Consider the following 11583-nt stretch of genomic DNA (forward strand, 5'->3'; position numbering starts at 1 on the left):
CCTCGGTGACGTCGACGAGCCAGCTCGACAGGATGCTCCAGCAGGCCGCGATCTTCCGCTGGAACGTCGAGACCATCGGCTTCAGCCCGAACGGGTTCAACGCGTACTTCCTCTTCAAGGTGCTGATCGTCCTGTTCTGCGTGCTCGTCTTCCTGCAGGCGATCGCCTTCTTCTGGCGGTCCTACCTCGAATGGGCCGAGGGCGAGGGCAGCGCGGACAAGTACCTCGACCGCGACAGCATGGGCGACGAGGCCGAGGATCTGGAACACGCCATCCACTCGGGTTCGACCTGAACCGGACCGAAGGGCGACAACGGGGACTGACGGCGCCGCGAGACGCGCCGTAACGAGGGGAAAGACAGGACGATGCTGTTCGGATTGGATGGGGTCGAGATCGGCCTGATCATCGTGTTCCTGACGCTTTTCGCGGGGATCATGACGGGCTTCCCGGTGGCCTTCGCCATCGCCGGGGCGGGCGTGATCTCCTTCGCGATCATCGCCGCGCTCGACTCCGCCGGGCTCCTGATCCACCAGGCCATCGACACGGCCTCGGCCGAGTACTCGGCGCTGGTGGCCGAAGGCGTGATCCGGGAATCGATATCCGTCTTCCGATACCCAGAGTTGCCACGCATCGAGGAGCCGCTCTTCCCCGGCGGCTGGGAAGTGGCGATGGAGCGCAACATCTCCTTCATCGTCAACCGGATGAACGAGCGCGTGATCGCCGGCCAGTCCATCGAGACGCTGCTCGCGGTGCTCATGTTCGTCCTCATGGGCATCACGCTCGAGCGCTCGAAGATCGCCGAGGAACTGCTGACCACCATGGCGCGCGTCTTCGGGCCGCTGCCGGGCGGCCTCGCCGTGTCGATCGTGATCGTGGGCGCCTTCCTCGCGGCCTCCACGGGCATCGTCGGTGCGACCGTGGTGACGATGGGCCTCCTCGCGCTGCCGACGATGCTGCGCAACAACTACTCGCCCGAGCTCGCCACCGGGGTCATCGCGGCCTCCGGCACGCTCGGCCAGATCATCCCGCCGTCGATCGTGATCGTCCTTCTCGGCACGCTCGTGGGCGACCTCTACGCCACCGGGCAGGAGACGCGCGCGCAGCTCGCCGGGTGCTCGGACGCGCTGACCTATCTCGGCGAGCCCGCGGTTCTCTCGGTCGGCACGCTGTTCCAGGCGGCGCTCCTGCCGGGCCTGTTCCTGGCGTTCCTCTACGGCGCCTACGCCTTCGGCTACGCGCTCCTGAACCCGTCCAAGGCGCCCGCCGTCGAGTTCGGCGCCAGCACATCCGAGCCGATCACCCGCAACGAGGGCCTGACCTGGTTCCTCGGCGTGCCGGCCGCGATCCTGATCGCCGTGGGCCTCGCCGGGAGCGGCGGCCTCGTCGGCAGCCAGACGGCCTTCATGTTCGAGACGGGCACGGTGCAGGAGCGCGTGCTGCGCACCAACGTTCCCGAGCGCTGCCAGGCCGCGATGATCGAGCTGCACGGCCAGGAAGCCTGGGACCGTGCCGTGGAGGTGCGCGCCTCGGGCGCGCTCGCCGCGGAGACCGAGCAGGCGGAGATGACCGAGGAGGAGATCGCGGCGGCCTTCGAGGAGCGGCGCGCGAACGTGGCGCCCATCGGCTCGGGCGTCGCGACGATCTTCATCCTCTTCGCGCTGATCTTCACCGTCGCCCGCGGCGTCGCGCCGAGCGCCAATTCCACGCCGCTCATCGTGGGGGCTGCCGGTGTCGTGCTGGCGCTCCTGTTCGACATCGTGTTCCTGACGCCCGCCACGGGGGACGGGGCGACCTTCCTGATCCTCGCGGTGCCGACGATCCTCGCGCTCTACGGGGCGCGGGAAGCCTTCGCGCGGATGGCGCGCAACGACCTCCTGCGCGTCGTGTTCCCGCCGCTCATCCTGATCGTGGCCGTGCTCGGCTCGATCCTCGGCGGCATCACGAACCCGACGCCGGCGGCGGCCCTCGGGGCGGCGGGCGCCATCATGCTCGCGGCCTATCGCAAGCTGAAGGAGGAGAACGGCAAGTCGAAGATCGTGATCTGGGCGAGCTTCGCCATCGTCATCATGATCCTGCTCGGGGTGAACTTCGACCTGCGGATCACGCGCGAGGTCGTGCCCTTCGAGGACTGGGTCGCCTACGTGCTCGCGCAGATCGCCTACCACTTCGCGTTCTTCGGGCTGCTGTTCTCGTGCTGGGTGCTCTACCGCACCTCGGTCCTCAGCCCGGTCGTGCGCGAGACGGCGAAGGTCACGTCGATGGTCTTCACCATCCTCATCGGCTCGCAGCTCCTGAACCTGGTGCTCATCTCCTTCGGGGGCGAGCACCACATCCAGCAGTATCTCCGCAGTTTCGACAACGAGTTCGTGGTGTTCTTCGTCGTCATGGCGATCCTGTTCATCCTCGGCTTCGTGCTCGACTTCCTCGAGATCATCTACATCGTCATCCCCATCGTGGGCCCGGTGATCTACGGGGGCACGCTCGATCCGGCCTGGGTCACGATCATGATCGCGGTGAACCTGCAGACCTCGTTCCTGACGCCGCCCTTCGGCTTCGCGCTGTTCTACCTGCGCGGGGTCGCGCCACCGCAGGTCACGACCGGGCACATCTACCGGGGCGTCATCCCCTTCGTGCTGATCCAGGTGATCGCGCTGGTGCTGCTCTACTTCTTCCCGGGGATCGTGACGATCCTGCCGGACCTGCTGGGCTAGCGGGAAGACATCGGACGGGGAGGGGGGCTTCGGGCCCCCCTTCGCATGTCCGGCGAGACGGTTCAGGCGGGCGCGATGAGGTCCCAGAGGTTGCCCCAGGGATCGCGCCATTGCGCGACGCGCCCATAGCTCTCGTCGCGGGGCGATTCGAGGAAGGTGCCCCCCGCCGACACGATCCGCGCGGCATCCCGGTCGAAGTCTCTCGTCATGAGGAAGAAGGCCACGCGGTCTCCCGCCTGCCGCCCGAGGGCGGCCTCCTGCGCCTGCGTCGTGGGCCGCGCCAGCACCAGCGCCGTCCCGCCCGCCTCCGGCGCCACGACGACCCAGCGCTTGCGGCCCTGGTCCTCGTCCTGCACGCAGCGCCAGCCGAGCCCGCCCACGAAGAAGGCGAGGCCCGCCTCGTAGTCGGGGACGAGCAAGGTCACGAGGCCGAGCACGGCCTCAGCCGGCGCGAAGGTCGGGGAGCGTGATCTGCGCCACCTGCTGCGCGATCGGATCGACCGAGAGCGGGTGCGTCTGGTTGGAGTAGTCGGACGGCTTGCCGATCGGCTTCCACGCGCCCTCGACATAGACCTCGAGCGCGGGGAACTGCGCCTTGTAGCCCATCTTCTCGGACCCCGGCACCCAGTAGCCGAGGTAGACGTAGGGCAGCCCCGCCTCGCGCGCGAGGGCGACGTGGTCGAGGATGATGTAGGAGCCGAGCGAGTTCTTCACATGCTCGGGATCGAAGAAGGAATAGACCAGGCTCAGCCCGTCATCGAGGATGTCGGTCAGGCAGACGGCGGTCAGCGCGTCGTCGCGGGACCGGTCGCGATACTCGACCAGCCGCGTCTTGACGGGCGTTTCCTCGATCATCGCTGCGAATTCGAAGACGTCCATGTCCGCCATGCCGCCGTCGGCGTGGCGCGCGTCGAGGTAGCGGCGGAAGAGGGCGTATTGCTCCTCCGTGGCCCAGGCCGAGCGGGCCGAGCGCACGAGGCGCGCGTTGCGCTTCAGCACGCGCTTCTGGCTGCGGCGGGGCGCGAAGTCGGCGACCCGGATGCGCGCCGAGAGACAGGCCGCGCATTCCGTGCAGGAGGGGCGGTAGAGGACGTTCTGCGAGCGGCGGAAACCCTGCTTGGAGAGCGCGTTGTTCAGCTTCTCCGCCTGCTCGCCCTGGAGGGCGGTGAACAGCTTCCGCTCGCGCCGCCCCGTGAGGTAGGGGCAGCCCTGCGGGGCCGTCACGTAGAATTGTGGCGCGATTGGCAGCGTGTGGCGCATGAAGGTCGTCCGAAGGCGTCGTCCGTGTGTCGTCGTCGCAGCAGAGCCTGCCTCAGCCCGCACCCGGGCCGCAACACGTTTTTTCCGTCCTGGTTATCTGGGGCGGTTGATGGCCGCCGTCCCGAGGATGTGATCGTGCAGGCCCTGGTGGCGCCGCGAGGCGGCGATCAGGCCGATCGACACGAGTTGAAGGATCACCGAAGCGGACAACGCCAGGTAGCAGAAGGTATGCACCATCGCCTCGCCGCCCGAGAAGCGGCGGCCGAGCCCGTTGCGCAATTCGATGTTCATCAGCCGCATCCCCAGCGTCGCCGACCCCGAGGCGATCGTCGCCGAGCGGTAGAGGAAGGCCACCACCATGTAGAGAATCGGCCAGACCCAGAGCAGCACCGTCAGCGTCAGGAGCCCCAGCACCAGCGAGATCGTCGCGATGATCAGGACGTCCACGACCCAGGCGAAGAGGCGCTTGGCCGGCACGCCATCGTAGAAGGCGTGATCGTATTCGGGGTCGGGCAGTCCAGCGGCATGGGTCATGGCGTGTGTCATGTCTCGGTCTCGCGCATTCCGGAATATTTCATGTGGTCGCGGCCTGCCCGGACTTGAAGGGGGGAGAGGGGCCGGGCGGCCGCGACCGGGGCCGCGGCGAGGGGTGCGCCGCGGGGTGTCGTGCCCCCCGCCGTCAGGGGCGGAGGGACGTCGTCGCTCAGGCGCCGGCCTGCTCGGTGCCGGACTTGCGGTTCCGCTCGTCCATGAACTGGTCGAACTCGGACTTGTCCTTGGCGTCCCGCAGGCGCTGGAGGAAGCTCTCGAAGGCCTCCTGCTCCTCCTCGAGGCGGCGCAGCGTGTCGGCCTTGTAGGCGTCGAAGGCGCTGTTGCCCGAAGACCGGAAGGAATGGCGGGACATGTGGCGGCTCTTGCCGCAGCTTCCGTTGAACATGCGTTTGCTCCAGATCATGTAGGCGAGGAGGGCGAGGCCGATCGGCCAGAACAGGATGAAGCCGAGCACCATGGCGGCGATCCAGGCGCCCTTGCCACGGGCGTCGAGCCAGGCTTCGGCGCGGCCGAACCAGCCCTGGGCCTCCTGGATCATCGGGGTGGAGGTCGTGGACATGAGGTCTCCTTTCTGTCGCCGCGGGACGCTGCGGCTCATGTTAATGTTAATCACATTAACGAATATGGAGAGCTTTCAGGCCCGCGCAAGAGGGAAGTGAATCTTTTTCACATCTTTTCGGCAGGGCCGCCCGACAGGGCGTCCGTGGACACCCAATGCCACGCCACGCCGAAAAAAAGCCCCGCACGAGCGGCGGGGCGGGACAATGCCAAGACCATGCCAAGACGAGACGAGGTATCGGTCTTTCCGCTGCCCGGCGCTTCGGCACGAGGTGCACCTAGCCGTCTAGTTCGCCGCGCGCCGGGCGTAGATGCGGACATATCTTGGAGTGTCGAGTGGCAGTGTGCCACATGTGGACGCAACGTCAAGTCCCGTCGGCGGGTCTCAGCCGCTCCGCCCGCGCGCCTCGAACCGCGGCAGCATGGCCGAGAAGTCCCGGCCGCGCCCGTCCTCCCGCTCGACGAAGGCCTCGTAGAGCGACGCGGCGAGCTGCCCCATCGGCGTGTCGGCGTCCGCCGCCTCCGCCGCCTCCTGGGAAAGGCGCAGGTCCTTCAGCATGAGATCGGCCGCGAAGCCGGGGCGATAGCCGTTGTCCGACGGGCTCTTCGGCCCGATGCCGGGGGCGGGGCAGTAGGTCGTCAGCGACCAGCTCTGCCCCGAGGAGGTCGAGACCACGTCGAACATCGCCTGCCGGTCGAGCCCCAGCTTGTCGGCCAGCGCGAAGGCCTCGCAGGTGGCGATCATGGTCACGCCGAGGATCATGTTGTTGCAGATCTTCGCGGCCTGCCCGTTGCCCGCGGGCCCGCAATGGACGGCCTTGCGCCCCATCACCTCGAAGAGGGGCGCGGCCGTCGCGAAGGCTTCCTCGCTGCCGCCCACCATGAAGGTCAGCGTGCCCGCCTCGGCCCCGCCGACCCCGCCCGAGACCGGCGCGTCGAGAAGGCCGATGCCCGCGGCCTCCGCCTCGGCCGCCACGGCGCGGGCCGAGGCCACGTCGACGGTGGAACAATCCAGCAGCACAGCGCCGGGGCGCATCGCCGGCAGCACCTCGGCCGCCACGGCCCGCAGGATGGCGCCGTTGGGCAGCATCGTGACGACGACATCCGCGCCCTCGGCCGCCTCCGGCCCGCGCGCGGCCTGCGCCACGCCCGGGACCGTCACGCCCGTCACGTCGAAGCCCGTGACCGCGTGCCCGGCCTTCGCGAGGTTCGCCGCCATCGGCGCGCCCATGTTGCCCAGCCCGATGAATCCGATCTTCATGGCGCTCTCCCTTCGCCTAGAGTTTCAGCGTGTCCGCGCCGAGCGGCAGGAGCATGCCCGCCACCTCCATCGCCCCGGCGCCGTCCATCGCCTCGTGCCGCCAGCGCGGCGCCCGGTCCCTGTCGATGATCGCGGCCCGGATCCCCTCGAGGAAGTCGCCCTTCTCCATCGCCCGCGACGTGAAGCGGTATTCCAGCTCGAGCGCCCCCTCGATCGTGTCGCGCCCCCGCGTGCGGTGGATCAGCTCGACCGTAGCGGCCATCGAGAGCGGGCTGTTCTTCGCCATCGCCTCGAGCGCGCGCGCGGCGACCGGGCTCTCGGAGCGCCGCAGCAGGTTCAGGATGTCGCGCAGCGTCTCGCCCGAGAAGAGGCGGTCGATCTCCGGCCGCTCGACGGCCAGCGGGCTGTCCGGAGCGGGCAGGGCGGCGCGGTCGACCGCCTCCCAGTCGCCGGTCTCGCAGAGTTCGGCCTTCAGCGCCGGCCAGGCCCCCTCGGGCACGAAATAGTCCGCGAAGCCCGCGTGGATCGCGCAGCCCGGCCCCATCCGCGCCCCCGTGACGCCGAGATACTCCCCGAGCCGCCCCGGCGCGCGGGCCAGGATCAGCGAGCCGCCCACGTCCGGCACGAGGCCGATGCCGCATTCGGGCATGGCGATCCGCGCGCTCTCGCCCACCACCCGGTGCGAGCCGTGGCAGCCCACCCCGACACCGCCCCCCATGGTGAAACCCTGGAGAAAACTCGCCACGGGCTTGGGGAAGTTGAACATCCTGGCGTTCATCCGGTACTCGTCCGCCCAGAAGCGCCGCCCGTAGTCGTAGTCGCCCGCCTTGCCCGTGGCATACATCTCCTGGATGTCGCCGCCCGCGCAGAAGGCCTTCTCCCCCTCGGCGTCCATCACGAGCAGCGCCACCGCCTCGTCCCCCGCCCAGGCGTCGAGCGCGCCCTCGATGGCGCGGCACATGTCCCAGGTCAGCGCGTTCAGGGCCTGCGGCCGGTTCAGCGTGATCCGCCCCGCGCGCCCCTCCGTCCGGATATGGATGTCCCCGCTCATGCGCGATCCCGCTCCTTCATCTTTCTTCAAATACGCAAGAAAACCGCGACGCCCGCCCCTCAGCGCGCGGCCAGCATCTGGCGCGCGACGATCATCCGCATGATCTCGTTGGTGCCCTCGAGGATCTGGTGAACCCGCAGGTCGCGCACGATCTTCTCGATCCCGTAATCCGCCAGATAGCCGTAGCCGCCGTGGAGTTGCAGGCACTGGTCCGCCACCCGGCTGCCCGCCTCGGTCACGAACTTCTTGGCCATGGCGCAGGCCTTGGTGGCGTCGGGCGCGCCGGTGTCGAGCTTCCAGGCCGCCTGGCGCAGGAGCGTGCGCGCGGCCTCGAGCTCGATCTCCATGTCGGCGAGGCGGAACTGCAGCGCCTGGAACTGGTCGATCGTCTTCCCGAAGGCCTTCCGCTCGCCCATGTAGAGGAGCGTCGCGTCGAGCGCCGCCTGCGCCGCCCCGAGCGAGCAGGCCGCGATGTTGAGCCGCCCGCCGTCGAGCCCCATCATCGCGTAGCGGAAGCCGTGCCCCTCCTCGCCGAGGAGGTTGCCCGCAGGCACCGCGCAGGCGTCGAACTGCACCTGGCGCGTCGGCTGCGAGCGCCATCCCATCTTGTCCTCGAGCCCCCCGAAGGACAGGCCCGGCGTGCCGTCCTCGACGACGATGGCCGAGATGCCCCTCGGCCCGTCCTCGCCCGTGCGCGCCATGACGATGTAGGCGTCCGAATAGCCGCCCCCCGAGATGAAGGCCTTGGTCCCGTCGAGCGTGTAGCCCTCGTTGGTGCGCGCCGCCCGCGTCTTCAGCGCCGCCGCGTCCGAGCCCGAGCCGGGCTCCGTCAGGCAGTAGGAGAAGAAGATCTCCATCCTCAGGGCGCGGGGCAGGAACCGTTCGCGCAGCTCGTCCGAGGCGAAGGTGTCCAGCATCTTGGCGCACATGTTGTGGATCGAGAGGAACGCCGCCACCGAGGCGCAGGAACGCGAGAGCGCCTCGAAGACCAGCGTCGCGTCGAGCCGCGAGAGACCCGCGCCGCCGTTCTCCTCGCTCACGTAGAGCCCGCCGAAGCCGAGCTCGGCCAGTTTCGGCCAGAGCGCCTTGGGGATCGTGCCCTCCGCCTCCCACGTGCGCGCGTGGGGCGCGATCTCCGCCTCGCCGAAGGCGCGGGCCATGTCGAGGATGGCCTCCTGTTCCTCGCTGAGGGCGAAATCCATGGGCCTGCCTCCCTGCCTGCCGGTGGAACTGAACGCTCGTTTAATTAGCGGGTGTCGGAGGCGTTTTGCAAGCCGGTCGCGCGGTCAGAGATCGGCGTGGAATTCCTCGATCAGGTGCTGCACGACGGCGCGCATGGCCTCCGCCCCGCTCGCCCCCGCCGCCAGGGCCGCCGCCTGCACGGCCCGCTGCCGGTCGGAGGAGGTGCCGCGCGCCGGGATCTCGGCCAGCCGCTCCAGCTCCGCCGCGCAGCCGAGCGCCTCGGCGTCCTCGGCGAGGATCTCCACCATCTCGGCCGCGAGCCCGGCCACCGGCACGATCTTCTGCCGCCCGAAGTCGATCAGCCCCTCCGACACGCCGTAGCGCTGCGCGCGCCAGCGGTTCTCGTTCACGAGGAAGCGGTCGTAGATGCGCCAGCGCAGGTTCGACTGCCGGAGCCGCGCGAGATGGCGCACGAGGCACTGCACCGTCGCCGCCAGCGTCAGCGCGTCCTCCATCCGGGGGCAGACATCGCAGATTCGCGTCTCGAGCGTGGGGAAGCGGTGCGAGGGGCGCAGGTCCCACCAAATCTTGGTCGTGTCCTCGATCAGGCCGAGGTCGATCAGCGTGCCGGTGGTGCGCTCGTATTCCTTCCACGAGGCGAAGCGCGGCGGCAGGCCCGTGCGCGGCAGGTTGTCGAACACGGTCAGCCGGTAGGAGGCGAGGCCGGTATCCTGCCCCTGCCAGAAGGGCGAGGAGGCCGAGAGCGCCAGCAGATGCGGCAGGAAGTAGCTGAGCTGGTTCATCAGGTCGATGCGCTGCTCGTCGTCGGGCAGGCCGACATGGACATGCATCCCGCAGATCAGCATCCGCTGCGCCACGCCGCCGAGATCGCGGGCGAGCTGGTTGTAGCGGTCGCGGTCCGTTTGGTGCTGCTCCTTCCAGTCGGCGGAGGGGTGGCAGGACACGGCGACGGGGGCGAGCCCGTAGCGCGCCGCGCAGTCCGAGACGGTGGCGCGCAGGCGGCGCAGGTCCTCGCGCGCGGCGGGAATGTCGGCGCAGACCCGCGTGCCGATCTCGATCTGGCATTGCAGGAACTCGGGGCTGACCTGCCCCTCGAGTTCGGCCGCGCAGGCCTCCATCAGGCCGTCCGGCGTCTCGGCCAGGGCGCCGGTCTCGCGGTCGACGAGGAGGTATTCCTCCTCGATGCCGAGTGTGTAGGGGCGGTCGGTCACGCAGTCTTCCCGGGCGGTTCGGGCCGAGGATGGCGCGGAACGAGGGGCGATGCCAAGGCGGAATGCGCCGTCGGACCGGCGCAATTATGCTCTGGCGGGTGAAGAATACGTGTTCAAGAGGCCGGAATTGATGGCGTTCCAGCTTCAATCAACCGCTGTGAGCAGGATTGTCCGCCAATTCCGCAATATCTGCCATGTATCTGTTCCTGAAGGCAGAACAGTCGAAAATCGGTCAAAATCCTGGCGACAATGTGGCGGCCGTCAGATAGTTAATAAAACACGAAGACGGACTTTCCATGGAAAGGATTAAAGAGGGAACGAAAATGAAGTTTTCCGGACTCAAATTGCTTATCGCCGCCGGCATGCTGGCCCTGTCCGCCGGTGCGGCCAGCGCTGCATCCGTCAGCTTCAACCTGGGGACTGGCCCGGGCAGCGACGTGACGTCGAACAGCGGCACCGCCGTCCGCGCCATCAGCGACGGTCTGCGCGTGCACATCACGGGGCGCGTGTTCCGGCACGGCATCGGCTCGACCTCGGCCACGTCGGACGCCACCGCGTGGAGCAACGGGATCGGCCTGCTGCGCAATCAGTGGCACCACGACTCGCATCTCGTGGACGGGCACTACGACGAATACCTGATGCTGAACTTCAGCGAGGAGGTCCGCCTCACGTCGCTGACGTTCTCCTATGCCGACCACCGCGACGACTGGCGCGTCTACAGCGGCAGCTTCGCCGACTTCACCTTCGAGGACAGCGGCCAACTGTCGAACGCGGGCTTCGTGCAGACGGCGCTCGTGGACAGCCTCGCGCTCGGCACCCACTTCCTGGTCGGAACGCGGAACTCGCACTCCGGATGGAAGCTGCAGGGCCTGACGGTCGACCTGGCCCCGGTGCCGCTGCCGGCCACGGGTCTCCTGCTGCTGGCGGGCCTCGGCGGCCTCGCGGTGATGCGCAAGCGTCGCGCCGCAGCCGCTGCCGTCGCCGCCTGACCGGACCGGCATTCGCCAAGGGAATCGGGCGCCTGCGGGCGCCCGATTTCGTTGCGCGGACGGGCCTCCGCCGTCTTGCAGGGGCGGCCGCCGCGGTCTACTTCCCGCTGCGGCGCAACGCGGGACGGCATCGGGCCTCCCGCCGGCGCGGCGTTTCGGGTGCCTCGGTGTCCTCCCCCACATTCGACTGCACGGCCTGCGGGGCCTGCTGCTTCGGCGGTCACGACCGCTATGTCGCCCTCCTGCCGGAGGATCGCGGCCGCGCGATCCCGGCCTCGGCCACGACCGAGATCGAGGGCCGCCGCTACATGACGATGGCCTGCGGGCATTGCGCGCAACTGACCGTGACGGCCGGGGGCCGCACGCTCTGCGCCATCTACGAGGACCGACCCGAGGCCTGCCGCGCCTTCCGCGCCGGCAGCTTCGAGTGTCTCAAGGCGCGCGCCCACCGGGGCCATCTGGCGGAAGCGCTGCGGGACTTCGCCAGGGCGCAAACGGAATCGGCGCCGCCCCTGCCGGGACCGGCGCCGGTGGTGTTGCCGGGGGCGGTGCTGACCCCGCCCGAGGAGCCGCTCAGTCCATCGGCTTGAAGTTGAAGGCCGCGCCCTCCTTGATGCCCGAGGGCCAGCGGGCAGTGATCGTCTTGGTGCGCGTGTAGAAGCGGAAGGCGTCCGGCCCGTGCTGGTTCAGGTCGCCGAAGCCCGACTTCTTCCAGCCGCCGAAGGTGTGGTAGGCCAGCGGCACCGGGATCGGCACGTTGATGCCGACCATGCCGATGTTGACCCGC

General features: G+C 69.0%; 12 protein-coding genes and 1 pseudogene. 4 read left to right on the plus strand and 9 right to left on the minus strand.

Annotated elements, in window-relative coordinates:
* Together ACTS11_RS09350 and ACTS11_RS09355 are read left to right on the plus strand one after the other, a co-directional pair.
* Positions 1 to 293: pseudogene (locus ACTS11_RS09350) on the plus strand (TRAP transporter small permease subunit); the annotation flags it as partial.
* A 72-nt stretch (positions 294 to 365) separates the two neighbouring features.
* Positions 366 to 2711 (plus strand): TRAP transporter large permease, encoded by a 2346-nt coding sequence (locus ACTS11_RS09355; protein ID WP_442640052.1) that lies wholly within the window; start codon positions 366 to 368, stop codon positions 2709 to 2711.
* A gap of 62 nt (positions 2712 to 2773) precedes the next feature.
* On the opposite strand, the gene ACTS11_RS09360 is transcribed toward ACTS11_RS09355, so the two are convergent.
* From ACTS11_RS09360 to ACTS11_RS09395, 8 genes are all read right to left on the minus strand, one after another.
* On the minus strand, positions 2774 to 3136 hold the full coding sequence (locus ACTS11_RS09360; RefSeq protein WP_442640053.1) for a VOC family protein: 363 nt from the start codon (positions 3134 to 3136) through the stop codon (positions 2774 to 2776).
* Between the two features lie 16 nt (positions 3137 to 3152).
* The gene (locus tag ACTS11_RS09365; protein WP_442640054.1) at positions 3153 to 3971 is read right to left on the minus strand and encodes an arginyltransferase; all 819 of its coding nucleotides are present in this window, start codon (positions 3969 to 3971) and stop codon (positions 3153 to 3155) included.
* Between the two features lie 93 nt (positions 3972 to 4064).
* Complete coding sequence (locus ACTS11_RS09370) at positions 4065 to 4517, minus strand: RDD family protein (RefSeq protein ID WP_442640055.1); 453 nt, start codon at positions 4515 to 4517, stop codon at positions 4065 to 4067.
* A gap of 157 nt (positions 4518 to 4674) precedes the next feature.
* A complete protein-coding gene (locus ACTS11_RS09375; protein ID WP_442640056.1) occupies positions 4675 to 5082 on the minus strand; it encodes a DUF2852 domain-containing protein in 408 nt (135 codons plus the stop codon).
* Between the two features lie 384 nt (positions 5083 to 5466).
* On the minus strand, positions 5467 to 6342 hold the full coding sequence (gene mmsB, locus ACTS11_RS09380) for a 3-hydroxyisobutyrate dehydrogenase (protein WP_442640057.1): 876 nt from the start codon (positions 6340 to 6342) through the stop codon (positions 5467 to 5469).
* A gap of 16 nt (positions 6343 to 6358) precedes the next feature.
* Positions 6359 to 7393, minus strand: coding sequence for an enoyl-CoA hydratase/isomerase family protein (locus ACTS11_RS09385; RefSeq protein WP_442640058.1), 1035 nt, complete (start codon positions 7391 to 7393; stop codon positions 6359 to 6361).
* Positions 7394 to 7452: 59 nt separating this feature from the next.
* Complete coding sequence (locus tag ACTS11_RS09390; RefSeq protein ID WP_442640059.1) at positions 7453 to 8595, minus strand: acyl-CoA dehydrogenase family protein; 1143 nt, start codon at positions 8593 to 8595, stop codon at positions 7453 to 7455.
* Positions 8596 to 8679: 84 nt separating this feature from the next.
* Positions 8680 to 9807: a carboxylate-amine ligase gene (locus tag ACTS11_RS09395; RefSeq protein WP_442640060.1), complete on the minus strand. Its 1128-nt coding sequence runs from the start codon at positions 9805 to 9807 to the stop codon at positions 8680 to 8682.
* Between the two features lie 323 nt (positions 9808 to 10130).
* Between ACTS11_RS09395 and ACTS11_RS09400 the strand changes: the two genes are divergently transcribed.
* Positions 10131 to 10796: a VPLPA-CTERM sorting domain-containing protein gene (locus tag ACTS11_RS09400; protein WP_442640061.1), complete on the plus strand. Its 666-nt coding sequence runs from the start codon at positions 10131 to 10133 to the stop codon at positions 10794 to 10796.
* A gap of 167 nt (positions 10797 to 10963) precedes the next feature.
* Positions 10964 to 11386, plus strand: coding sequence for a YkgJ family cysteine cluster protein (locus ACTS11_RS09405; protein ID WP_442640062.1), 423 nt, complete (start codon positions 10964 to 10966; stop codon positions 11384 to 11386).
* Here the strand turns inward: ACTS11_RS09405 and ACTS11_RS09410 are convergent.
* A partial coding sequence (locus ACTS11_RS09410) for an aldehyde dehydrogenase family protein (RefSeq protein WP_442640063.1) occupies positions 11370 to 11583 on the minus strand: 214 nt, incomplete at its 5' end. The two genes, ACTS11_RS09405 and ACTS11_RS09410, sit on opposite strands and share 17 nt — an antisense overlap.

The sequence above is a fragment of the Roseicyclus sp. genome (assembly GCF_052168335.1).
GTDB lineage: Bacteria > Pseudomonadota > Alphaproteobacteria > Rhodobacterales > Rhodobacteraceae > Roseibacterium.

Coding starts and splice junctions, on each gene's coding strand:
- ACTS11_RS09385 (WP_442640058.1), bottom strand. CDS start 7,393: ATGAGCGGGGACATCCATATCCGGACGGAGGGGCGCGCGGGGCGGATC.
- ACTS11_RS09375 (WP_442640056.1), bottom strand. CDS start 5,082: ATGTCCACGACCTCCACCCCGATGATCCAGGAGGCCCAGGGCTGGTTC.
- ACTS11_RS09355 (WP_442640052.1), top strand. CDS start 366: ATGCTGTTCGGATTGGATGGGGTCGAGATCGGCCTGATCATCGTGTTC.
- ACTS11_RS09390 (WP_442640059.1), bottom strand. CDS start 8,595: ATGGATTTCGCCCTCAGCGAGGAACAGGAGGCCATCCTCGACATGGCC.
- ACTS11_RS09400 (WP_442640061.1), top strand. CDS start 10,131: ATGAAGTTTTCCGGACTCAAATTGCTTATCGCCGCCGGCATGCTGGCC.
- ACTS11_RS09365 (WP_442640054.1), bottom strand. CDS start 3,971: ATGCGCCACACGCTGCCAATCGCGCCACAATTCTACGTGACGGCCCCG.
- ACTS11_RS09370 (WP_442640055.1), bottom strand. CDS start 4,517: ATGACACACGCCATGACCCATGCCGCTGGACTGCCCGACCCCGAATAC.
- mmsB (WP_442640057.1), bottom strand. CDS start 6,342: ATGAAGATCGGATTCATCGGGCTGGGCAACATGGGCGCGCCGATGGCG.